Origin of the sequence: Bartonella sp. CL63NXGY (assembly GCF_042194905.1) — a bacterium.
Lineage (GTDB): Bacteria > Pseudomonadota > Alphaproteobacteria > Rhizobiales > Rhizobiaceae > Bartonella.
Map to the genome: position 1 here is coordinate 121,969 of NZ_JBHINK010000004.1, position 22,323 is coordinate 144,291.

Genomic DNA, 22,323 nt, shown 5'->3' on the forward strand with positions numbered 1-22,323 from the left:
CGAGGGGCAACCATGATTCGAAAAATCCTCATTGCTAATCGGGGAGAAATTGCTCTTCGCGTTTTACGTGCATGTAAAGAACTTGGCATAAAAACCGTGGCTGTTCACTCTACCGCTGATGCAGATGCAATGCATGTTCGTCTTGCTGACGAAAGTGTTTGTATTGGACCTCCTCCCGCTCGCGATTCTTATTTGAGTATTCAGCAAATTATTGCTGCTTGTGAAATTACAGGAGCTGATGCTGTTCATCCAGGTTATGGCTTTCTTTCTGAAAATGCAAAATTTGCGGATGTTCTAGAAGCTCATGATATTACATTCATCGGTCCAACAGCTACTCATATCCGAATCATGGGCGATAAAATCGAAGCAAAGAAAACCGCCAAAAAACTTGGTATTCCTGTAGTTCCCGGTTCAGATGGGGCCGTCACTGAAGAATCAGATGCTTTACGCACTGCTCGTGAAATTGGTTATCCAGTTATTATCAAAGCTTCTGCCGGTGGTGGTGGACGTGGTATGAAGGTTGTTCATTCTGAACAAGAATTTTCTATAGCTCTCAAAACGACACGTTCAGAAGCGAAAGCTGCTTTTGGTGATGACGCTGTTTACATAGAAAAATATTTAGAAAAACCCCGTCATATTGAAATTCAAGTCATAGGTGATGGTGCGGGAAATGCTATTCATTTAGGAGAACGCGATTGTTCACTTCAACGACGGCATCAAAAAGTATGGGAAGAAGCTACATCACCTGCACTTAATGAAACAGAACGGAAAAAAATTGGAAGTATTGTTGCAAATGCCTGTGCCAAACTTGGATATCGTGGAGCTGGTACTATTGAATTTCTTTATGAAAATGGCGAATTTTATTTTATTGAAATGAATACACGTTTACAAGTAGAACATCCTGTAACTGAAGCAATTACAGGTATAGATTTAGTCCATGAACAAATCCATATTGCATCAGGCTGTAAGCTTTCAGTGACACAAGATGAAGTCTGTTTTTCTGGTCATGCCATTGAATGCCGTATTAATGCAGAAGATCCTATTAACTTTACGCCATCACCTGGAACCATTACACATTTTCATACACCTGGAGGTTTAGGGATTCGTGTTGATTCAGGCGCTTATTCAGGTTATCGTATCCCTCCTTACTATGATAGCATGATTGGAAAGCTGATTGTTCATGGACGTACCCGTTTAGAATGTATGATGCGTTTACGGCGTGCTTTAGATGAATTTGTCGTCGATGGGATAAAAACTACACTACCTCTTTTTCGCGATCTTATTAATAATCAAGATGTTGCTGATGGTAATTATAATATTCACTGGCTTGAAAAATACCTTTCTCATCAATCAAAGTCTTCAGATTCGTAATTTGATAGCAAAATAGTGCATTCTTATAAAAGATTCTATAAGATATCAACATAAGGATAGTGCCAACCTTGCTGTAAAAAGTAGTAAAAGAGGAAATAAGTTAGTTATTTTTATTTATTATATAGTTTTCACTTAATATGCACAAAATTTGATAATTTTCTGTTTTCCTTTTTGTGAGTTTGTGCTAATCCCTACATGGTTACGCCCTTATAGCTCAGTTGGTAGAGCACCTGATTTGTAATCAGGGGGTCGGGAGTTCGAGTCTCTCTGGGGGCACCATTTTATTTCTTAAACATATTGAAATATATAGTTTTTTTCTTTAAATAGCTATTTTCAGACCACCTTTTAGACCACCTTCTACAGTTTATATAATTTTACCTAATTTGTTCTTATTTGCTCCTTATTTTTCTTTGGAGTGAAGGCTAAGATCTCTTTTTTTCTCCATCTCACTGCTCTCCCTAGCTTATATGGCTCCGGAAACAACCCCTGAAGCACCCAATTGCGAATCGTTGTTGTGGATACACTAAAAAGCTGTGCACACTCACGTGTCGTTACATATCTATCTCCATCATCAAATATCATCTCATTACCTTTCTCTTTTTTATGTTAATTAAATGGGTGGGGGGCTGGAAGGCATGTGAAGCACTCCAACTTTTAAAAATTTGCAAGTTTATTTTTTAGATGTGCTTAATTTCATATTCCCAATCAGGCAATTGAGTAAGAGCTAATGCGAGTTGTCCTCTATGACACATGCATACATTGGCTTCAAAACAGGTGATTGCAACGCGCTTTTTGTTTAAAAACATTTGATATAATTTGTTTATTGCACAAGAATTATTCTTGAGAGTTGTATTTCGATAATTTTTAAAAAGGCGGTCATAATCTTTTTGTGTTTTCAAATTTCTTCGTTTTTCAGAGGCAATTCCAAGTTCAGGCATATGCATATATTCAATATCAATGTTGCTTACAGCTTGCTCTAATTGTCTTTTTGAAAATCCGTGTTTTCTACTTATTGGATTTTTACGAACATCACATAAAGTTTTGATATTGTTTTCTATGAGACAACTAAGATAATTCTCAAGGGACCTACCTTCATAGCCAATGGTAAAAAAACAAAATTCCTCATCTTTAGCAGGCTGTATGATAATATGTTTGGTGTTACACACGTTTAATTTCCTTAGTAAATGGGTGGGGGTGCTGGGAGGAGAGCACCCCCATAGGTTTAAGCAGCTTTTGTCAAAATCTTTTGCATCTCTTGTTCTATTTCCCCTAAAAAGATTTCGACCGCTTTATTAATCTCTTCAATGTGTTTCTCATCGCGGTTGACGCGTTTGATTTTCATTCTCAAACCAGTAGATTTGCCTACAAAGTTTGGATTATAGCTCATGAAATCACACCATTTGCGTCCTGTACAAGCCATTTGGAATTGCATCTGTGCGTGATATTCTGGTTTGATTTCGTCATAAATAAAAAAGCGCAAATGCGTGGTTGATTGTGGACATTTGACTTCGATTAAACCGTCCTCTCCAATCAACCCATCAGGACTAGCCCCCGCCATTTCCATTTTTGGGTGTGGGATAAACCCGCATCTTGTGACTTCTGCGTCATAAATGAATTCATATTCTCTTAAGGCATCTTCTTCATGTTTAATGCCCCATTGCATAGCAGGTGTTGTATAAGATTGGTTTATTTCCTCTATTAAGCGTTCTGCCATGAGTTTCGTTTTGTAGTCTTCATATTTGCTTGTAGGCAAACCTTTTGCTGTCTTACTGAGTACGTTGTAAACGTTTGAAGCAGTGACTTTACCCAAGCGCGCTTGAAACCATTCTGCTGTTCTTTGTTCCATCTCACACCGCCGTTCCCTGTTCGTGTGGCGTTTCTATATCGGCATCTTGTATAGGTGCATCTAATTGCTCTTGTTGTGCTTTATTCATTTGCTTTCGTTGCTTTTTTTTCAAAGAAAACAAAGCGATTTGAGCTTGTTTATAAGACATATCTGTTAGATTTTTTGCTCCTACGAAAGAGATAAGCTTACTTTCTTCAGATTGTGTTTTTTTAATTAATTCTTTGATTTCATTCATCTGTTTAGGAGAGATACCCGCAAGAAGTGTTATTCCATCTGTATCGTCTTCTTTTCTTGCAACATTAAGAAGCATGCCTAAGAGATATCTCCGTGCGTAGGTGAGAGTAGAACCAACCGCTTGTATGTTATTTTTGCTCCCTGTAGCGTCAAAAGGAAATGTTCCTTCTGTTGATATTTCATTGCCCGATATATGCTTTAAAGTCATTTCTACAGTTATGTCATTTGAACTCTGCTCTTTGATACGAGAGAACAAAGCAAAGTGATGTTTTGCAAGAGGTTCTTTGATTGCATCAATATATTTATCAAGCGTTGTATAGAGGCTTTTAGTATGTGTATTAATGGCGTTTTGTTCGATATCTTTGTATTCCATTTGCATAGCAGAAAGATCACGGACAAAGTTTTGGCGCTCTTGTCGTTTTATCTCTTGTTCTCGCAATTCAAGAAGACGCTTGAGACGATCCATATCGACATCATTTTCTAAAGCTCTTTCTAAAATAAGCTCCATAACTGTAGGTTTGATTTCACAATCGTTCGTTTTTTTCACTAATTCCGTTTGTGTGGTACTTAGTTCACTCATCTTGATTTCCTCCTATTTGAGCGCAATTCCCCCGTGGCGTGAATCACGCTTGTGTTTAAAAGTTGTTTGGTTGTTACAATCCTGTTTCTAGAGACTGTGTGATATTGACCACCTCCCCGTCTAAAAAGACGAGGAAATGAAATCATATTTTAAACTAAGCAGCTTTTACGACAGATCTTTCTAAGACTTGTTTTGCTTCTTTAATGAGAGCTTTATATTTTCTGTTTTCTTCATCTACTCTGAAGGCATCAAGAAGACGCACATGAATTGGACCTAAAAGATATAAAACTTTTTCACCAGCGTTCATTCCCTCCCAATAGCTTGGCAAATCAAAGCGTGTATCACGATCATAATCAACAGATTGGTTTCTTAGTTTTTTCTCACACTCAATAAAGTAACGACGTGCCTGTCGTCCTTTCTTATTACGTTCAACCATGGAAAGCTCTTTCGCCATATCTAAGGTGAGATGATATTCTACTGCTATAGCATTGTTCGCTTCCATTTTTTTGTGGAAGCGAATAAAATCTTGCCTTTCAAGAAAAGAATAAGCAATGATGCGTTTTTTTATCCAAGTAGAGAAATCTTGTTTGCTTTCCAAAAATGTATGCAAGTCACGCGCATTAACGGTTTGAACTGTTTCCTGATCAATTGTTTGTTCTGTAATTTTAATAAGAGTGTTCATAATGAACTCCTATGCAGTTAGATGTTTTTCATTGACATCCAATAAAGGATGCCGGGTGCTGAAAAACACGGTGCATAGTCCGTCGTTACGCTTTCCCCATAAAGAGTATTGTATAGCGTAACTACACCCGACAAGATCATTATATGCGTGTAACATACAACGAGTCAAAGCCTTTAATGTGCAGAAAATAAACTGTTTCGGCAATTCATCCGCTATGCATTTAAGGTGTTTTTCAAGCACCTGATTCGACAATAGACATACTGATATTATTTTGTCAATTAAAAATTTTGAAAATTGACGCAAATAAATCATATCGATTTTATCAGTAAATTCGTATTTCTTTTTCATTATTGCATTCCTTAATTAATGCATGGTTTGTCTTTTAAGCTCTTGAGACAGCACACCAATTCCTTTTGCTGTGATTTTTGCGCAAGGAATGACTTTTTCTATTCCACTTGCGGTTTGAAGTGTGATGGTTGGACAATCCATAAGTTTCTTTTGGATTTTGTCTTGATACGGTAGCAAATTTCCACCTGCTGCACGTCTGTAAACCCAACCTTTTTCTTGTAAAAATTGAATGAATTGTTTTGGTTGCATCTCGAGTATTTTAGCGGCTTCTGTAAGACCAAAGAGTCCATCATGGCGCTGTAAGCTTTCAAGAGCCATTGCCTTTGGTTTTAAATTTGCAATAATGTTATCTTTTTGTTCATTTTCATTTTTGAGATACGTTAAAACACCAAGCATAACTTGAGGGCTTGAGTAGTCGATTTGTGGTATTACTGCTTGCTTTTCCAATTCTTGCCACCGATCAATTATTTTTGCTCGTAAGGCAGTGCTGTAACCAGATACGAGAATTAAGCATTCACGTTTGGGGAGGTTATAACAAGGGAGAGTGCGACCAGTTGAATCTTTGTAAAAACCTACAAATTCACTCAGCCCAAATTTGGGCTCAGTACTTTTAGAGTGCAGCTCTTCAAGCATTTGCTTAATATCACGCATAACGTGTTTATGTTGTTTACTACACAATTCTGCAATTTCACGACTAGACATCGTTTGAACTGTTGTGTTTTGAAAATTTCTTTCAGATGTTGTGATAAAATTATGCATGCTTCACTCCGTTCGTTGTGACAACATTGTCATTGTGCTTAATTTGCTGTCTTAGATGTCTTAAGAAATCTTCTAATGTTTCAGGATTTGAATAATCGATTTTTGAATTTGCTTTTTTTTCGCATTTCAGAAAATATTCACGCACTTGTTTACCTTTGAGACCAGGTTCACAAATGGCAATGTGTTTTGCTGTGTCTAAAGTGAGAGCATAATCTTTAAAAGGATTTCCACGTGAGGAGTTTGATAATTCTTTAGTAGAAAGTACAAAGTCGACATCTTCTCTAAAGCTAAGTTCTTTAATACAGTTTGTTATCCACTTTCTAAACTCGGTTTTTACCTCTAAAAAGGTATATAAATCACGAGCGCTAATAGTTTGAACCTTTTGATGCTGAATAATATTGTATTGAGTAGCAAGAAGCTTTTCCATTACGAACCTCATGTTGATGGGATTGATGAATGAAAGGGGGCGTTTTTAAAAGCGCCCTTCAGAATTTAAAGCACATCACATGCACGCAAACGGTGTTGTTGTTCGTAAGTACCGTAAATCTCATCATTATATTTTTCGTCTGCGATCTCGTCTAAAAGTTCTTGGTAAGCATCACTTTCGCGTACAAAGTCATGAACCTCACTATCCTCATGGAGATGTTCGATATTTTCTTTTACATATGCTTCTGCAATTTCTTCAGAGATATCTTCACAATTATTCTCAGAAGGATTGATGCGAAAGATTTGGATTGCATCATCTGCCTCGTCAATAATTTTTAGAACTTGGCTTGCATCAAGTGGTCCAGACTCTGCAATGTGTTGATCTTTATCGTAGGCAACTAATAAAATTTCATTGGAATTTATAAGAATTGGCTTATCCATAATTTTTCCTCCCTAACGCCTCTTGGCGATTGTTTGTGCGTGGTTTATATAATTACTTATATAACTATAATTATAAAATAGCAAGCAAAAAATTATAAAAAGTTATATTTTTATAAAAAATATTATAATATCTTGCTGAATAAGAGGGGAGGATAATTAGCGATAAGTCCGAATCATCTTGCTGTAAGAACTTATTGGCAAAATAGCAAATATCTCTCCAACCCACACAATTTTAACATTCTTAATAGGTAAGGCATTCCAAGAAAGCAGATCTATTTCACCATTCATTCCCCTGCTAATCTGCTTTATATATCTTTTATTATCATGTGTTAAAATAACGGCTTCTTTGCCAAAAAAGGATTCTATTGTTTTAATTTGGCGCCGTCTTACGATAACCATATCTCCATCTTTATAGGCTGGTATCATAGAATCTCCTTTAACTTCAAAAGCAACCATATCATCAGGTAAAGCAAAAGGAATTTCTACTTGTTCAAGACCATCTTCAGGGATTTGTTCAAAACTTGGATCTATCTGTGTTCCTGCTCCAATATACCCCATAAGAGGAACAAAAGTTATTAAGTGATTGTCCCCTTTTAGTTCTTTATATAATTCTAAAATGGCATCTCGATTAGAGCCGCGTGGATCAGAATCTTTTAACCACTTAGACACTGAAGCTTGTGTTACGTTTAGCCGTTTGGCTACATCTTCTTGCGTTAAGTTAAATTCGGTCAAAATCTTTTTTAATGTGCTTATGATATTAGATTTATTACTCATACTTCTGCTTACCTTATTTTTTTATCGTTGATAAAGATAATTTTCATTGACTTTATATAACTATAATTATATGAATAAAATAAGGCAGAGCTGTAATTGGAGCTTGTAAATGGATCAACGAGAAGATTTTAAGAATTTGACTAAGTCAATACGGGGCAAATTTAATTGGACTCAATCAGAAATGGCGAAAATGCTTGGTGTAACTCAAGCAGCTGTTTGCAAGTGGGAAAAAAGAGGATCTATCTCCGTAATAAATTATCTCAAGCTGCAAAAGTTGAAGGATAGTTCTAGCTCTAGTTCTGCTTTTATTGCTGCTCCTACAGATAGTAACGAACAGCAACAGCAGCCTTCACACTCTTAAAGAAGAAAGATCATGAGAAACGGAATATTGAAGAAACTCTACACACGGATTTGTAGATTAATAGGTTGTAATACGAAAATTGAGAATGGAGATAAGTTTGTGAAAGAATTTATACAAATACCGGATCGTGATTGTAGCATAGAAGATCTTATAAAACGACATAGAACTCATACAAAAGTTCTTGCAAAACAAGAAGAATGGCATAAGTCACAATTTGATAATTGGATGAGATGGCATGAAGCAACTCTTGCAGAGCGAGATAAGTCAATTGAACAACAGCAAGTAGTACTTGAAAACCTATCCTCTTTAATTAAGCAAAAAAATGAAACGCTATACAGCCAAAGGCTAAAGTTAGCTTCACAGATGAAAGTTATTGATGAATTAAACAATAAAATCACTGAGTTAATCAACAAAAAAGAAGAACCGAGATTGATCGATTTTATTTTTGCAGGAGAAGTTTTTTAACTTGCGTCATTTGAGCCAAAAATGAGGATTGTTAATTAACAATGAATCATTGCGAGGTTCCTTTTTCAAAAACATTTTTGCAAGACAGGCAATCACAACGCGCCCTGTCACAACAGCAGCATTTAGACTCTTAAAAAGAAAGATCAGAGATGATAGATGTCCCACAAATCTCCATAAGCAAAGTTCAGTTGATTGATCTTGTTAATAAGATTGGACGGGAAGACATATATTATGGTGTCCGTTCGCCTCAAGATGCATGTCTTGAAACAAGCATGAAGCCCCCATCAACAGGTTTTATTGTTTGTATGCTACATAGTATCTTTGCGCGTGATGATAGAAATTATTTTCCGTTATTGCCGTACGATGATTTTAATCAATGGTTTTCATCTGTGTTTACGCAAGCTTTTACTGCTTGGTTTGATAATCATTTTTCTCAAGAGTTATCATCTTTTTATCGCTTAAGTAAGCTACTTTTGTTTACAGCTTTAGTCGAAAGTAATCTTGGCTTCTTAAGGGATGACCTCATCAAAAAAAGAGAAGAAGAAATCAAATTAATAAATGGTGCGTGTAGTGTGCGTCTGAATTGAGTTAATCCACTTTTTTAAAGTCTATGAGGCTGGTTTGTGTTGTTACAGTCATTTTTGTTTCTGGTTGCAGTGGGGATGTATGGGTAATGATGAAAGTAACTTGGTCTTTTATATCTTCTTCACGTGCTGCTACAAAAATAAGGATTTTTGAAGGTTTGCCTTCTGAGGGAGCTACAGAAATATTAACATCGATTTCTGGTCCCGTTCGAAAATTCTTTGCTTTATCACAGAAGCCAGGGAATACTCGCGATTCTGCAACCGCGTCAGGATTAACATATGGTGATTGTATTTGCCAAGTTTTTTGCCTAGGTTTGTATATGATGCCATATCCAAGAATAAAGCGAGAACTATCTTTTAGCTTTATATTTAAAATATGGACGACAGTTTGTGCATTATTTTCTACCTTTAAGAAAAGAAGCGTCCACTTGTCCTTTGTTGGAAGATGCGGTCCAGTTGCATATATGGAAAGTGGCGTCCCTAAATCCTGTACTCTTTTGTTATCTAACAAAATTTTAATATGTTTTTCTGACCATTTGGCAAGATCTTTTGTCGATTTCGCTTGCTCTTTAAGGGCTATCGTCTGTTCTTGGCTTTCTGCAAATTGCTTGCTTATCCATTCTCTATCTTCTTCTCGTTTTTTTGCAGCTTTTTCTAAATCATCTTTCCGGATTTTGGCTGCTTCTTTACGGTCTTTGCATCTTAAAATAAGCGCTACCGAAAGTGACACAGCAAATGATACAAAACCTGTAAGAAATATCTTTATCCATTCTTGCATCATAACTCCCCCCACTTTTTTAGAATCGTTGGGAGGATACTTTTTCATAAACATTTTTTCAAGACAAGCAATCACAACACGCTCTGTCATAGCACACATATAAATACGTAGAGCCTTAAGGGGGGATTATGATCACTAACGCACAAACCATTTTATGTCTTGATCTAGGGACCAAGACAGGCTGGGCGATATGCGGTGCGGATGGTCACATCATCAGTGGTGTCATGAATTTCCACCCCCGATATTTTGAAGTCGGTGGAATGCATTATTTACGCTTTAAGAGATGTCTATCAGAAATAAAACAGACAGTAGGCAGCATTGACGCGATGTATTTTGAAGAAGTGAGGCGTCATAATAGTACTGATGCAGCGCATATTTACGGTGACTTGTTATCAACCTTAACGACGTGGTGTGAACATCATCAGATACCGTATGAAGGCATTCCTGTTGGCACAATTAAGAAAGCAACAACAGGAAAAGGAAACGCATCAAAAGTAAAAATGATTAAGGCAATATGTTCCAAAGGACATACGCCTAAAGACGACAACGAAGCAGATGCTTTAGCAATTTTATATTTAATAAAAGAAGGAGGCGCGCATGTCTAATGGTATGCCATGGATAAGATTCCATTTGTATGACTGGATAAGTGGTACAGATGGAATGACGCTAGAGCAAAGGGGCGCTTATATGACGCTTCTCGTTCGCATGTACGATAAAAAAGCACCCATTAAAGAAGATTTTGAAACGCTTGCACGTGCTTGCAATTGCTCGCAGAAAAAATTTGCAACTATTGTCGAATACTTAATGAGGAATGATAAACTTGTTGAGACAGATAATGGATTGTGGAATACGCGTGTTGAAGAAGAGTTGAACGATTTTGCTGATAAAAAAGAGCACATATCGCAAGTTCGTAGTGAAGCTGGTAAAAAAGGTGCGCAAGCAAAAAATAATACAAAACAACATGTTAATAATTTTGCTGAAGCAAATGACAAGCAAAACGTTTTTTTTGCTGAAGCAAACGCTAAGCAAAATCAAGCTATAAAGAACCAGAATAAGAATATATATAAAAAAACTAAAACTATCGTTTTAGCAAAAAAAGAAATTGGTTCTGAAAGTTTAGAAACAAACGAACAGGTTGGCGAGCCAACAGAGGTTGCTGCTGTTGAGACCACATCAGAGCAAATCACAACATCATCAGACAACCAACCTCCCATTCACGAGCAAGAGAACGTTCCCAAAAAAGCAAAACGAGCGCAAGCTAATCGCGGTTGTCGATTGCCTGCGGATTTTGAACCCGATTACGATTTTGCCATTGCAGAGGGCTTGCCTCCAGAGCGCGTCAAAGTCGAAATCGCAAAGTTTCGAGATTACTGGCGTTCAAAAGCCGGAGCAAATGCAACCAAAATCGATTGGCAAGCAACATGGCGTAACTGGGTACGCAGGGCTATCGAGGGTTTAGAAAAAACGAAAAACACGAACAACAATGGTGGAAACAATGGAAATTACACTCAAAAGCAAAAAAGCATTGGGGAGCGTATCGCAGACAGTCTCCTTGATATCGGAAATCGAGGGTATTTTGAAACACATTCATGCGATGATACCTCCGAGCGGTCCGTTTGTTTTGAAGGATGGCAGCCAATTAACGAAACAGCAGGAATCGATTGCTTTAGAGGCTGGTGATCAATTGCAAGAGCTCTTCGCAGTGAAAGCAGGTAAAGAGGATATAGCAAAAGCAATTCGCATGCTGTCGTGTGGTTTGAAAATAGCACAACAATCAGACCATGAGGGAATGGCGTTGACCTATGGAATGGTTTTGGAAAATGTCTCTGCATGGTCACTGATGACAGTGGTCAAACGGATTTTATGTGATGAAATAAATTGTTTATCCGATACGTTTTTTCCGAGCACACGAGAACTTGTCAGGTTGTGTCGTGATTTGGAAAACGATCTTTTGAGAAAAGTCAATTTTGTACGCAATGCTGTTTTGAGATTCCGTGAAAAGGAGTTGAAAGAACAAGCAGCGAAAGAGCATTCAACGCCTATAACGCTTGTTCACAAGCAAGAGCTTGAAGAGACTTTAAATGGCATTGGTGGGATAATAAAACGCTTTGGTCCACAGCAAACTAGTGAAAATTGCTGATCATTTTACGATTAGACATGCATTTAAATCGACAAAAAGGCACCGTACAAAGCGATTTAAAGATTTTACGATGAAAACCATATCTATAATACAAAACACTCTGTACGGTCAAATTTAAGGTAAATAGACCAATTGGTAAAATTATGGACTAAAAACATGAAAATATTAAAAGACCTGTTCTTAAAAAAGCGTAAACAACCAATGCAAAAAGAGTTTGTTGCAACAGCTGTTGGTTATGTTCCTTGGGGGGACGGAGCAGAGGAGTATTTTTACAACCTCTACAAATATGAAGACGGTACAAGAGAATGTGAAAAGTTTGATGGCGGACAGTATTACAAAACACCTAAGAATGCCGATTTTAGTACCAAAGCGCAAGTGAAAGCTTGGGTTTACGGTGGAAATATTCCGAAAAGCGTTCTCAATTACGAACCTCTTATAGACGAGATCAATAAAGAGATCAAAAAATTATCAGAAGCTTCTGAAAAAACAATGATTAGATGCTAACTCATATCAGGAACAACTTGACAAATTTTTAAAAGCCATTAGGTTACGAAGCAGGCTTAAAACACCTGTAACCAATCGGTTCAATAGTATCCCGAAAGATCTGTTGCCCATCATAAGAAATTTTGTCCAGGGTCTTCACATGTATGTCCAAGGGTAACCTAAAGATGTGAAGGACTGAATTGGTTCGGTTGTTTTAGCCCTGGATACTTAAACTTTTAAAACAAAGGAACCAATATTATGAACACTCTTATTAAAATATCAGAAAAAATTATTGAACAAGAAATTGTGCAAACGGTCAATGCGCGTGAGTTACACGCATTCATGGAAATAGGAAAACGTTTCGCTACTTGGATTACGGATCGTATTAATCAATATACATTTGAAGAAGGTAAAGACTTCATAAAAACACAAGATTTGCGGTTCCCAAAATTGGGAAGCGCAAAATCTAGAGCTGTTACAGCAATAGAATATCATCTCACTCTAGACATGGCAAAAGAGCTCTCAATGGTTGAACGCAATGAGAAAGGACGTCAAGCACGTCGTTACTTTATTGAGTGTGAGAAGAAACTAAAAAGCCAATCTGTTGATTATGACCGTGATACACGCTTTGATTTCCCAAAAGATTGGGATAAAATGTCTCCAACTAAAAAGGCTGTTTACATTTATGGACCTCTCCACATGCATCTTGTTAAAGCCTTTACATTGGTAGAAGAAAGCAAAGAGTATAAAACACTCATTGAAGAAGCAAAACAGGTCTTAGCAAAATCTGTTGTAAAAGCTGCTTAGATTTAAAAACATAACTCCCCATCTTTAAAGGTGGGGAGGAAGTTAAGCCGCATCTTTGATTGTGATAACAACTTGCTTGCCAAGAACACTCAGTGCTTGCTCTAATGTTTGAAGCTTAGTTGGATAATTTGGATCAAGAATGCGTCTTGCTTCTGTTTCTTTTTTACCCAAACGATGTGCCAATTCTGTTTTTGTGATATTTGCTTCATTAAAGGCTTCTACCACTGCGAGCTTAAGAGCATTCCACGCATCTACCGTAACCTCTACAAGGTCTTTATACTGTTGTCGCATTGGTAAAGGCAAACCACGCATAGGATAGCTCCGTAATGCTAACCCTAAAGCTTCAACAGCATTCTCTAATGCCTCAGTTCTATTTTCTCCAGCTGTTATTGCTTCTGGTACATCTGGAAAGGTTACAATAAAACCACCATCTGGATCAGATTCCAGTTTTGCTTGATACGTGTACTCCATGTTTAGGTCTCCTCGCCATAATCGAAATGCTTTTGAAACGAAAAATTTAAGCCATTGAGAGAGTAACTCATACCCCCAACTGCTTTTTTATTATTTTCACGTAAAGTGGGGTCAATTCACCAGATTTTATAACGGTTGTCTTGTCTCCAAAAGTTACCAAATAATGTGACCCTTTACCTGCATCAGGAGCTTCACTGTAATGAATGCCTCTTTTTCTGGCTTCTTTACGTAATTCCCTAAGCAGCGCTTCTCGTTTCATTTAGCCTCCCCTTTCTGCATAAAATGAATATCGCACAAAAAGGTTCGATAGTCAACAATAAATCGAACAAAAAAGTTTGATACAGACTCTTAATAAATACAGACTCTTAATAAAAGGATATTTATTGGAAAGTTAAAAGCAGAAATAAGAAAGCTGTGCCATTTGTGTGACATGGTTTTTTGATGAATAATTTGTCAAATTAATATTATAATGTAATACTTAAAAAAACTGTTATTAACAAACTGAAATAATTGAATAAATAAGAAAATTATGCTAGGATTTTTCATGTATAAATTGCTAATCTAATGGGGCTACAAATATGCTAAATAAAGTGACGTTAATCGGGCGCCTTGGTGCTAATCCCGAAAGCAAAACAATGAATTCTGGAGCAGAAATAGTCAATTTTAATATAGCGACTTCTGAGAGCTATACAGATAAAAAAACCAATCAAAAAGTAGAGAAAACAGAATGGCATTCCGTTGTGATTTTTAATCCACATTTGGCAAAAATTGCACTTCAATATCTAAACAAAGGTTCAAAGGTTTACATAGAAGGAAAATTACAGACACGCAAATGGCAAGATAAAAATGGGCATGACCGTTACACAACAGAGATTATTTTACCACAATTCAAAGGCGAGTTGTATTTGCTTGATGCAAAAAAAGAGCAATCGGCATTCCCTTCACCCATTACTTCTCAAAATTATGCTATCGCTTCAGGTGCTCAAGATTATAGAACAGCTCTTAACGATAGCGTCCCATTCTGATTGAAAAAAAATATGACAAAAAGAAAAAAACGTGCAAAACGCGGTCGTCCACGGATTAAAGGATGTATCAGAGAACCAAATGGACGTATCTCACGAGCAAAAACACCGCATGAACCCATGGATAAATTGGCAATTGAAATGCGTGCCAAACGCTTTGGCTTGACCATAGAAGAGGCTAAAAATCCGCTTTCCGGTACCTATATTGGGCGGCTTTATTTGCAAGGCGAAATCAATCAAGACCAATATGATGATGCGCAAAAATATCTTGAAGTGAAAAACAATTACCTATGTGCAAAAGGATTGCCTAATGCAATTTATGATAACTTTACTCCTTCATCAAATGAGGAGGCACAAAAACGGTGGATTGAAAGAGCAACTCATTGTTATGAAGAGACGAAAGAGGTTATCAAAGAAACACAACACCTCTATAGACAGTATAATCTTTATGCTGCATTACAATATCTTGTTATAGAAGATCAATCGCTAACACATCTTGTTAATTCTTTGCGTATTGTTCTTAATGCGCTTCATAAGCATTTTAGCCGTTAAAAAAGAATTGACATCAGATGAAAAATCATTGCAAAATTAAAGCGTGATGGCTTTGAACTTATCAAAGTAAAAGGTTCTCATCATAAATTTAAAAAAGATGATAAGGTTGTTATCGTTCCACATCCTAAAAAAATCTTCCGATTGGTACAGCACGTTCTATCGCACAACAAGCAGGCTGGTTAAAAAAAGGAGAAGAAGAATGAAAAGATTTTTTGCTCTTGTTCATAAAGATGAAGACTCTGCTTTTGGTGTTCAGTTTCCTGATTTTGAGGAACTTTTTTCTGCTGCTGATGAGGAAGAAAATTTAATCGCAAATGCAACAGAAGCACTCCAACTTTATTGTGAAGATATAGATAGAGTGCCTATTCCTTCAAAATTTGAAGACGTCATACAACGGGAATCTGTCAAAACAGCTTTGTCAGAAAGAGCTTTTTTAATACAAGTCCCCTTTATTGAAAATGATGCAGAAGTGGTACGCACAAATATATCAATTGAACGAGGGCTTTTACGTGCAATTGATAATTGTGCACAAGAGAGAGGTTTAACAAGATCTGCTTTTTTGGCAACAGCAGCCCGTCACGAGCTTAGTATTTAGCTCATCAATCTGGAAAAATTTCTCACTCTCGATTTTTTTTGCAAAAGCGTGTAATTGCATATGATCCGAAAACTATTAATGAAAATCAAAAGGCGGCAGGCAAACAAAACGCTATAGTTAAGAGGGATATAACTATCATTGATATTATATACATGGCATCTAATATTTCTGGACCTGTCATTGTCTTTCCCTCCTATAATAATTTCACAATAATTTATAAAATCTAAAATGTTTTAGAAAAATCTATATATTCTATTTTAAAATAAAAAATATAGATTTTTTTGTTGACATGGTGTAAAAAATAGTATTGAATGACAGCACGGCACTAGTTGAATTGCGTCTAAAATTCAAAAATATCCCTTAAAAATTCAGTAAAATGTGAACTTGAAATGTAGTTAGAAAGCCCTGTTTTCTTGCTAATTCTGGCTAATCAATTTTTCACAGAATAAAAATCAATATTTGACTAATGATGTCATTAATTATGACTCAAAAGGAGCAATGATGAAAGCTGTCATCACTAAGCCAATGTGTGTTGTTGGCGACAATAAAAGCACTGTTCGCTTTGAACCATCAACACCCAATAATCCATTTGTTGAAGTTTCCAATCAAGTCTACGCACGTCTCAAGCGTGCAAATGCTGCTAAACCTTTTGTTGGAGTCAAGACAACAGCAAAAACAGACAAGGCAGTTGAACAAATTAAGCAGATAAAACAAGAAGCCGTACAAACATCGTCTGAACCAGTGACAAAGGAAATTCCACTCGAACAACCCAAAACACCTAAAGCTTCCAAGCCATCAACATCTACCCCAAAAAAGGCTTAGAAGTTGAAGTTAATCATCCACCAAAAATGGTATCTTCAACAGGTAAAAGATACCTTCACAAACCTTCAAGCACCACGCCTTAATTGGGCTCTGCGTAATGCTCTAAACACTGCAGCAAAACAAGTTGAACGCTTTACTGAAAAGCAAGTTGCAGACATCTCATCAGCCCAAATAAAGCGTATAAGAAGAGGTGTTTATATTAAAGAAAAGGCGACAGCAAGGTTTCTTGAGACAGATATCATTGGTTCTGGAACACCAATACCTCTTAAATTTTTTAAAGCAAAAGAAACAAAACGCGGAGTAACATACAAAATGTTTGGAAAAAAAGAAATCTTACCCCATGCTTTTATCAAAGGTGGGAGTTTTCCAAAGCGTGTTGAATTAAAAAAGCTGAATGGGAATGTGTTTCAAAGAGCGGATGGAGATCAATTCCCTATTGCAAAACAAGAAGGACCATCAATTGCTAGGGTAATGTCCAAGCCAGAAATTGCAAGTGCTATTGTAAAAGAAGCCAATGAAAGATTAATTGCCAATATACAGTACCAACTTGCTCGTCAAGAATATGCTGCTAATAAGAAAGGCTAGATCATGTTCTCAAGCTATGTTTGCTATACACTGAGATTTTCTTTCTTGACAAGATTCACGGAAAACGTATATCGTTAAATTAGGTGCCTAGAAAACACCTTAGATGCATAGCGGATAGATTGCCGAAACAGTTTATTTTCCGCATACTAAAGGCTTTGACTCATTATATGCTACATGCGTATAATAGATCTGTCGGGTGTAGTTACGCTATACAATACCCTTTATGGGAAAAGCGTGACGACGGACTATGCACCGTGTTTTCTAGCACCCGGCATTCTTTGTGGAGTGTCAATAGAAAACCTTTAACTGCATAGGAGTTCATTATGAACACTCTTATTAAAATTACAGAACAAACGATTGATCAAGAAACAGTTCAAGCCGTCAACGCACGCGAATTATATACATTTTTGGAAGTCAATTCTAATTTTAGAGATTGGATAAAAAACCGTATTAAAGAATACGGCTTCCTAGAAAATAAGGACTTTATAAGTTTCGCTAAAATTTTAGCGAAACCCAATGCCTCCCAAGAAAATCAGGACTTTGTGAGTTTTACTCAAAAAAGAGTAAAACCTAAAGGCGGTCGTCCAAGTACAGAATATCACATCACTTTAGACATGGCGAAAGAGCTCTCAATGGTGGAACGTAACGAGAAAGGACGTCAAGCACGCCGTTACTTTATTGAGTGTGAAAAGAAACTGAGAAACCAAGCTGTTGATTATGACCATGATACACGCTTTGATTTGCCAAGTTATTGGGAAGGTATGAACGCTGGTGAAAAAGTTTTGTATCTTCTGGGTCCAATTCATGTTCGTCTTCTTGATGCCTTCAGAGTAGATGAAGAAAACAGAAAATATAAAGCTCTCATTAAAGAAGCAAAACAGGTTCTAGCAAAATCTGTTACGAAAGCCGCTTAGATTTAAAATATGATCTCATCTTCCCTGCTTTCAGAGTGGGGAGGATATTAATTTAAAGAAGATTATCGATAATGCTTCGCTTTTTCCAGAAAAAATACAATAAAATCAATGCAAAAGGTACTTCCCAGCGGGTTGGGTCTGTTGCGGGGCAGGCGAGCGCGAACTATCGCTAGCGACAGAATTTTCAAATCAACTGTACATTGTACACTTAACTCATTGATAAATAACAATTTCAATATGTACACTGTACAGTATGTGATTATTTTTAGATAAAAATTATTTTTATTCTTGACATTGTTGCGTCAATGTCTATTTTCGAATCAGGTGCCTAGAAAACACCTTAAACACATAGCGGATTGGTTGCCGAAATAATCAGTCTTCCGCACATTAAAGACTTTGACTCATTGTATGTTAGGCGCATATAATAACTTTGTCGGGTGTAGTTATGCTATACAATACCCTTGTGGGGAAAGCATAACGACGGGCTATGTGCCGTGTTTTCTAGCACCCGGCATCTTTTAGAATGTCAATAGAAAACCTTTAAGCACATAGGAGCCAAATCATGGCACAATATTTAATTGACTTACATCAAACTACGATTGATGGTGATATCGTTCAGACAGTGAATGCACGTGAATTACATACATTTTTGGCAATAGGAAAACGTTTTGCTACTTGGATTACGAACCGCATTAATCAGTATGCATTTGAAGAGGGAAAGGACTATATTTTAACGCTTCCCAAAATTGGGAAACGTAAAAATGTTATAAGTAAAGAATATCATCTCACCCTAGACATGGCAAAAGAGCTTTCCATGGTTGAACGTAACGAGAAAGGACGTCAAGCACGCCGTTATTTTATTGAGTGTGAGAAGAAACTAAAAAGCCAATCTGTTGATTATGATAATGGTACACGCTTTGATGATCTTAACTATCTTCGCCAATATGTTTTGACAAATTATCCTAAAATCATGGGTATTATCTTTGGTCGTCTTTTAAAAATAGATGAAATCGAAAAAGAGCTTGATCATTACAAATCAGTTACAAAAGAAGCTAAGCGCGTTTTAGCAAGATCTGTCGTAAAAGCTGCTTAGATTTAAAACACATCTCCCCTCCCCGTTCTCAAAATGGGGAGGTGGTTGGCTTAACAACCACTTGCTTTTTTTAAGACTTCACCCATACGTGTTCGCCAATCTTTTCCTTGTTTTTTAAAAGAGGCAATAACATTTGGGTCGAGACGGAGAGTAACCGCTTGTTTAGGAGATTCAACGGGTGGACGCCCACGTTTACGGCGCTCTTCTGTTACATACTTAAAAAAGGAGGCTGGTAAAACGTCTTTAGCTGGCTTTAAGCGTGCAAGTTCTTCATCTGTTAGTGATGGGGAATCCACAGCGTCCCAATCTTCTTTTGTGTAGCCACATCCTGTTTTAAAGGTTTTTTTGATAGTCATTGAAAACCTCTCTTTCTTTTTTATTCGCTTGACGAAAACTGATAATGGATATCGCTTCATTGCCAAGCTTTGCAAAAACAATAACTGTTGTGCCATTCGCAAAATGTCCAATAGCCTTCATGCGGTTTGAATGTGTTGCATCAATAAGAGCATGTTCCCAGTCAAAGTAAATAACATCAGCAAAATCAAGCTTATGTTTAACAATGTTTAAAGCTCTTTTTGGTTCATCCCACACTATCTTCATATATTTTATGTACACGAAAAATAAAACCTTGTCAATAATTAAAGTGTACAATAATTCGTATATACCATTCAAAATGGAGCAACTATGGATAAGAAGAATCGTGAGGGGATATCGATTCGTGCGTTTGCGAAGAAGATGGGTGTTTCACATAATGCGGTAGTTTCACGGATAAAGACAGGTAAATTTGATGCGGCTCTTTTTGAAGATGGTTCTGTCAATGAAGCCCTTGCCACAAGCATCTGGAATGAGAATCCAACAAAGCGCCCTGCTCCATTTTTAGCGCCTGATGGTCAAGCGCGGACAAAGATCAAACAAGCCTCTACAGATGGAGCCAATGAATACAAGATAAAACTGGAGCGAATGCAAGTTGCGCTTGAAAGCGAAAAGATTGCCCTTGAACGCTTACGCGAAACAACCGTTGACCGTGAAGAAGTCAAGAGAGCAGCGCGTGAGTTTGGAAGAGCGCACCGTGATGCTATGTTGAATTTTCCTCATCGTTTTGGTGCAAGCATTGCTGCACAAGTTGGATGTGATGCAGCCAGCCTTATTGGTGCTATTGATTACACTATGAGAACCGCTTTGCTTGAGGCGGTTAATATTCCAGTGCCTTTTCATGATCCTCATTCTCCAGAGTTAGAGAACTTGCAAGAAACGAATAATGGATGACAATGCAGTCGAAGAATTTTTCGCCCATGCCAATAATGCAAGACAACCGGACCCACCGTATACGGTTTCGCAATGGGCGGATAAGAATAGATACCTTAGCACGGTAGCAAGTGCTGAACCTGGATTGTGGAGAACAAAGCGGACCCCCTATTTGCGCGAAATCATGGATAATCTTTCCTCCTACGTGCCAATTGAAACAACTATTGTCATGAAAGGGGCGCACGTTGGCATGTTAGAGGCAGGATTAAATTTCTGCGGTTATGCTATTCATTATAGTCCAGGACCTGCCCTTTATGTGATGCCGACAGTTGAGACAGCTAAAAAGCTTTCAAAGACGCGGCTTGATCCTATGATTATGGCAAGTCCAGTTTTAAGTGAACGCATAGCCCCAGCACGAGCACGTGACAGCGGGAATACCATGTTTTCGAAAGAGTTTGATGGTGGTGCACTGATGCTTACAGGGGCAAACAGTGCAGCTGGTTTGCGTTCCATGCCTATTCGTTATCTGATTTTGGATGAAGTGGATGGTTATCCTCTCAGTGTGGATAACGAAGGTGATCCGGTGATGATTGCCGAAAAGCGGACCTCAACCTTTGTACAACGAAAGATCTTTAAATTGTCCACACCCACCCACCGTGACACAAGCCGTATTGCCAAGGATTTTGTGCTAGGAGACCAGCGATATTACAACGTGCCTTGTGATGCATGTGGTGTTCTACAGCCCATTGTTTGGTCACAAATTAAGTGGCCAAAAGGCGCCCCCGAAAAAGCTGTGTTTGTTTGTGCCCATTGTGGTCATGAACATGCCGAGCACAGAAAAACAGATCTCATGAGTGAAGAACGAGGAGCATGTTGGGTACCAACCAGTGAATCAAGCAGACCCAATTTGCGTTCTTATCATATTTCGGCACTCTATTCCCCTTGGCTTACTTGGGGGGAATGCGCAAGAGAGTTTTTAAATGCCAAGGATGATCCAGCTCTTCTACAGCCTTTTGTCAATACAGTGCTTGGAGAGCCATGGGAGGACAGAACAGGCGAAGTTGTTGATCCTGATAGCCTCTATGCAAAACGCGAAGATTATCCCCTTGCACCAGAACAAGCCGTGTTGTTGACAGCGGGTATTGATGTGCAAAATGACCGGTTAGAGCTTGAAGTGGTGGGATGGGGGCGTAGTGAAGAAAGTTGGCATATTGATTATCAAGTGATCCTTGGTGATCCCTCTTCTTTTGAAGTATGGGACCAGCTGGATGAATACCTTACAAGACGCTGGCCGCATCTAGGTTACAAAGACGGCATCAAGATAACGGCTGCTTGTATTGATACCGGTGGTGGACACACACAAGCGGTTTATAATTACGTGCGCCCCCGTGAGGGACGACGTATCTGGGGGATTAAGGGGCAAGCGGGATGGCGTGCGGTATGGCCACGCCGTCCAAGTAGAAACAACAAAGGACAGATTAATCTCTATATTGTTGGGGTTGATGCAGCAAAAGATATTATCACGGCGCGGTTTAAAAAATCGGGACCTGAAGCATCGGGTGCTGGTGCAACACACTTTCACAAAAACCTTGATCGGGAATATTTTGACCAACTGACCGCTGAAAGAAAAGTCATCAAATATTTTAAAGGCTTCAAGCGTATTGAATGGCAAAAAAGTGAAAAGGCAAGAAACGAAGCCTTGGACTGTAGGGTCTATGCTTATGCTGCTTTACAAGGTCTGATTTCGGCAGGAATAAACCTTAATCGAGAAGTCGATATCTTAGAAGAGCGTCTGGAAAAACTTAAAATTGAAGGCTCTTTAGAGCAGCCAACATCAGAACATGTGCCCTCTCCTTCTCCAAGAAGATCTCAGACAGCACAGCCTCAAAAGAAGCCATTCAGAACAATGATGAATCCTTATATGCGAGGGGATTGGAGGTAATTT

Annotated in this window: 32 protein-coding genes, 1 tRNA gene and 1 pseudogene; 20 read left to right on the forward strand and 14 right to left on the reverse strand. The window is 37.8% G+C overall.

Features of this window, described 5'->3' with window-relative positions:
* The first annotated feature begins 12 nt into the window (after positions 1-12).
* Both accC and ACFIK0_RS03655 read left to right on the forward strand, forming a co-directional pair.
* Entirely contained in the window at positions 13-1,371 is a 1,359-nt protein-coding gene (gene accC, locus ACFIK0_RS03650; RefSeq protein WP_375657794.1) for an acetyl-CoA carboxylase biotin carboxylase subunit, read from the forward strand.
* A gap of 203 nt (positions 1,372-1,574) precedes the next feature.
* Positions 1,575-1,650: transfer RNA gene (locus ACFIK0_RS03655), tRNA-Thr, on the forward strand.
* Positions 1,651-1,749: 99 nt separating this feature from the next.
* Here ACFIK0_RS03655 and ACFIK0_RS03660 read toward each other — a convergent pair.
* From ACFIK0_RS03660 to ACFIK0_RS03700, 9 genes are all read right to left on the reverse strand, one after another.
* Positions 1,750-1,953, reverse strand: coding sequence for an AlpA family transcriptional regulator (locus ACFIK0_RS03660; protein ID WP_005865986.1), 204 nt, complete (start codon positions 1,951-1,953; stop codon positions 1,750-1,752).
* Between the two features lie 95 nt (positions 1,954-2,048).
* Complete coding sequence (locus ACFIK0_RS03665; protein ID WP_375663507.1) at positions 2,049-2,537, reverse strand: DUF488 family protein; 489 nt, start codon at positions 2,535-2,537, stop codon at positions 2,049-2,051.
* A gap of 56 nt (positions 2,538-2,593) precedes the next feature.
* Entirely contained in the window at positions 2,594-3,217 is a 624-nt protein-coding gene (locus ACFIK0_RS03670) for a lambda exonuclease family protein (RefSeq protein ID WP_375663508.1), read from the reverse strand.
* Between the two features lies 1 nt (position 3,218).
* On the reverse strand, positions 3,219-4,031 hold the full coding sequence (locus ACFIK0_RS03675; protein WP_375663509.1) for an ERF family protein: 813 nt from the start codon (positions 4,029-4,031) through the stop codon (positions 3,219-3,221).
* A gap of 154 nt (positions 4,032-4,185) precedes the next feature.
* Positions 4,186-4,713 (reverse strand): antA/AntB antirepressor family protein, encoded by a 528-nt coding sequence (locus ACFIK0_RS03680; RefSeq protein WP_375630457.1) that lies wholly within the window; start codon positions 4,711-4,713, stop codon positions 4,186-4,188.
* 363 nt (positions 4,714-5,076) lie between these two features.
* The gene (locus ACFIK0_RS03685; RefSeq protein WP_375663510.1) at positions 5,077-5,820 is read right to left on the reverse strand and encodes a Rha family transcriptional regulator; all 744 of its coding nucleotides are present in this window, start codon (positions 5,818-5,820) and stop codon (positions 5,077-5,079) included.
* Positions 5,813-6,247 (reverse strand): antA/AntB antirepressor family protein, encoded by a 435-nt coding sequence (locus ACFIK0_RS03690; RefSeq protein WP_375657641.1) that lies wholly within the window; start codon positions 6,245-6,247, stop codon positions 5,813-5,815. The genes ACFIK0_RS03685 and ACFIK0_RS03690 overlap by 8 nt, the downstream gene beginning before the upstream one ends.
* 65 nt (positions 6,248-6,312) lie before the next feature.
* Entirely contained in the window at positions 6,313-6,687 is a 375-nt protein-coding gene (locus ACFIK0_RS03695) for a hypothetical protein (protein ID WP_375663511.1), read from the reverse strand.
* Between the two features lie 156 nt (positions 6,688-6,843).
* Positions 6,844-7,461: a S24 family peptidase gene (locus ACFIK0_RS03700; RefSeq protein ID WP_375638755.1), complete on the reverse strand. Its 618-nt coding sequence runs from the start codon at positions 7,459-7,461 to the stop codon at positions 6,844-6,846.
* Positions 7,462-7,570: 109 nt separating this feature from the next.
* Between ACFIK0_RS03700 and ACFIK0_RS03705 the strand changes: the two genes are divergently transcribed.
* The 3 genes from ACFIK0_RS03705 to ACFIK0_RS03715 all read left to right on the forward strand — a co-directional run bounded on the left by ACFIK0_RS03705 (position 7,571) and on the right by ACFIK0_RS03715 (position 8,874).
* Positions 7,571-7,822 carry a helix-turn-helix transcriptional regulator gene (locus ACFIK0_RS03705; protein WP_375663512.1) on the forward strand — a complete coding sequence of 84 codons (252 nt, stop codon included), beginning with the start codon at positions 7,571-7,573 and terminating at the stop codon, positions 7,820-7,822.
* 99 nt (positions 7,823-7,921) lie between these two features.
* Positions 7,922-8,287: a hypothetical protein gene (locus ACFIK0_RS03710; RefSeq protein ID WP_208431513.1), complete on the forward strand. Its 366-nt coding sequence runs from the start codon at positions 7,922-7,924 to the stop codon at positions 8,285-8,287.
* A 188-nt stretch (positions 8,288-8,475) separates the two neighbouring features.
* Complete coding sequence (locus tag ACFIK0_RS03715) at positions 8,476-8,874, forward strand: hypothetical protein (protein WP_375663513.1); 399 nt, start codon at positions 8,476-8,478, stop codon at positions 8,872-8,874.
* A 1-nt stretch (position 8,875) separates the two neighbouring features.
* Here the strand turns inward: ACFIK0_RS03715 and ACFIK0_RS03720 are convergent, their stop codons facing one another.
* Positions 8,876-9,748: a hypothetical protein gene (locus ACFIK0_RS03720; protein ID WP_375663514.1), complete on the reverse strand. Its 873-nt coding sequence runs from the start codon at positions 9,746-9,748 to the stop codon at positions 8,876-8,878.
* A 29-nt stretch (positions 9,749-9,777) separates the two neighbouring features.
* Here ACFIK0_RS03720 and ACFIK0_RS03725 point away from each other — a divergent pair, with 29 nt between their 5' ends.
* From ACFIK0_RS03725 to ACFIK0_RS03745, 5 genes are all read left to right on the forward strand, one after another.
* On the forward strand, positions 9,778-10,254 hold the full coding sequence (locus tag ACFIK0_RS03725; protein ID WP_375631601.1) for a crossover junction endodeoxyribonuclease RuvC: 477 nt from the start codon (positions 9,778-9,780) through the stop codon (positions 10,252-10,254).
* Positions 10,247-11,329: a YdaU family protein gene (locus ACFIK0_RS03730; RefSeq protein WP_375663515.1), complete on the forward strand. Its 1,083-nt coding sequence runs from the start codon at positions 10,247-10,249 to the stop codon at positions 11,327-11,329. The genes ACFIK0_RS03725 and ACFIK0_RS03730 overlap by 8 nt, the downstream gene beginning before the upstream one ends.
* Complete coding sequence (locus ACFIK0_RS03735; protein ID WP_375663516.1) at positions 11,271-11,789, forward strand: hypothetical protein; 519 nt, start codon at positions 11,271-11,273, stop codon at positions 11,787-11,789. The genes ACFIK0_RS03730 and ACFIK0_RS03735 overlap by 59 nt, the downstream gene beginning before the upstream one ends.
* 156 nt (positions 11,790-11,945) lie before the next feature.
* Positions 11,946-12,293 (forward strand): hypothetical protein, encoded by a 348-nt coding sequence (locus ACFIK0_RS03740; RefSeq protein WP_375663517.1) that lies wholly within the window; start codon positions 11,946-11,948, stop codon positions 12,291-12,293.
* A gap of 237 nt (positions 12,294-12,530) precedes the next feature.
* Entirely contained in the window at positions 12,531-13,079 is a 549-nt protein-coding gene (locus ACFIK0_RS03745) for an antA/AntB antirepressor family protein (RefSeq protein ID WP_375663518.1), read from the forward strand.
* A gap of 42 nt (positions 13,080-13,121) precedes the next feature.
* Here ACFIK0_RS03745 and ACFIK0_RS03750 read toward each other — a convergent pair whose 3' ends face one another.
* On the reverse strand, positions 13,122-13,550 hold the full coding sequence (locus ACFIK0_RS03750; RefSeq protein ID WP_375663519.1) for a type II toxin-antitoxin system HicB family antitoxin: 429 nt from the start codon (positions 13,548-13,550) through the stop codon (positions 13,122-13,124).
* Positions 13,551-13,617: 67 nt separating this feature from the next.
* The gene (locus ACFIK0_RS03755; protein ID WP_004859817.1) at positions 13,618-13,809 is read right to left on the reverse strand and encodes a hypothetical protein; all 192 of its coding nucleotides are present in this window, start codon (positions 13,807-13,809) and stop codon (positions 13,618-13,620) included.
* Positions 13,810-14,128: 319 nt separating this feature from the next.
* On the opposite strand from ACFIK0_RS03755, the gene ssb reads away from it, so the two are divergent.
* From ssb to ACFIK0_RS03795, 8 genes and pseudogenes are all read left to right on the forward strand, one after another.
* A complete protein-coding gene (gene ssb, locus ACFIK0_RS03760; protein ID WP_375663520.1) occupies positions 14,129-14,575 on the forward strand; it encodes a single-stranded DNA-binding protein in 447 nt (148 codons plus the stop codon).
* A gap of 12 nt (positions 14,576-14,587) precedes the next feature.
* Positions 14,588-15,124: a hypothetical protein gene (locus ACFIK0_RS03765; protein WP_375663521.1), complete on the forward strand. Its 537-nt coding sequence runs from the start codon at positions 14,588-14,590 to the stop codon at positions 15,122-15,124.
* A 24-nt stretch (positions 15,125-15,148) separates the two neighbouring features.
* Positions 15,149-15,327, forward strand: a pseudogene (locus ACFIK0_RS03770) (type II toxin-antitoxin system HicA family toxin).
* Complete coding sequence (locus ACFIK0_RS03775; RefSeq protein ID WP_375663522.1) at positions 15,324-15,719, forward strand: type II toxin-antitoxin system HicB family antitoxin; 396 nt, start codon at positions 15,324-15,326, stop codon at positions 15,717-15,719. The pseudogene ACFIK0_RS03770 and the gene ACFIK0_RS03775 overlap by 4 nt, the downstream one beginning before the upstream one ends.
* Positions 15,720-16,220: 501 nt before the next feature.
* Positions 16,221-16,541 (forward strand): hypothetical protein, encoded by a 321-nt coding sequence (locus tag ACFIK0_RS03780; protein ID WP_375663539.1) that lies wholly within the window; start codon positions 16,221-16,223, stop codon positions 16,539-16,541.
* Positions 16,542-16,544: 3 nt separating this feature from the next.
* Positions 16,545-17,126, forward strand: a complete 582-nt coding sequence (locus tag ACFIK0_RS03785) for a hypothetical protein (protein WP_375663523.1) — start codon at positions 16,545-16,547, stop codon at positions 17,124-17,126.
* A gap of 323 nt (positions 17,127-17,449) precedes the next feature.
* Positions 17,450-18,040 carry an antA/AntB antirepressor family protein gene (locus ACFIK0_RS03790; RefSeq protein ID WP_375663524.1) on the forward strand — a complete coding sequence of 197 codons (591 nt, stop codon included), beginning with the start codon at positions 17,450-17,452 and terminating at the stop codon, positions 18,038-18,040.
* Between the two features lie 562 nt (positions 18,041-18,602).
* The gene (locus ACFIK0_RS03795; RefSeq protein ID WP_375663525.1) at positions 18,603-19,133 is read left to right on the forward strand and encodes an antA/AntB antirepressor family protein; all 531 of its coding nucleotides are present in this window, start codon (positions 18,603-18,605) and stop codon (positions 19,131-19,133) included.
* A 50-nt stretch (positions 19,134-19,183) separates the two neighbouring features.
* Here ACFIK0_RS03795 and ACFIK0_RS03800 read toward each other — a convergent pair whose 3' ends face one another.
* Both ACFIK0_RS03800 and ACFIK0_RS03805 read right to left on the reverse strand, forming a co-directional pair.
* Positions 19,184-19,489, reverse strand: a complete 306-nt coding sequence (locus ACFIK0_RS03800; protein ID WP_375657555.1) for a BrnA antitoxin family protein — start codon at positions 19,487-19,489, stop codon at positions 19,184-19,186.
* The gene (locus ACFIK0_RS03805; RefSeq protein WP_273790325.1) at positions 19,467-19,733 is read right to left on the reverse strand and encodes a BrnT family toxin; all 267 of its coding nucleotides are present in this window, start codon (positions 19,731-19,733) and stop codon (positions 19,467-19,469) included. Before ACFIK0_RS03805 ends, ACFIK0_RS03800 begins: the two co-directional genes overlap by 23 nt.
* Before the next feature lie 84 nt (positions 19,734-19,817).
* On the opposite strand from ACFIK0_RS03805, the gene ACFIK0_RS03810 reads away from it, so the two are divergent.
* Together ACFIK0_RS03810 and ACFIK0_RS03815 are read left to right on the forward strand one after the other, a co-directional pair.
* A complete protein-coding gene (locus ACFIK0_RS03810; protein ID WP_375663526.1) occupies positions 19,818-20,399 on the forward strand; it encodes a hypothetical protein in 582 nt (193 codons plus the stop codon).
* Positions 20,392-22,320, forward strand: a complete 1,929-nt coding sequence (locus tag ACFIK0_RS03815; RefSeq protein WP_375663527.1) for a phage terminase large subunit family protein — start codon at positions 20,392-20,394, stop codon at positions 22,318-22,320. Before ACFIK0_RS03810 ends, ACFIK0_RS03815 begins: the two co-directional genes overlap by 8 nt.
* Positions 22,321-22,323: the final 3 nt, after the last annotated feature.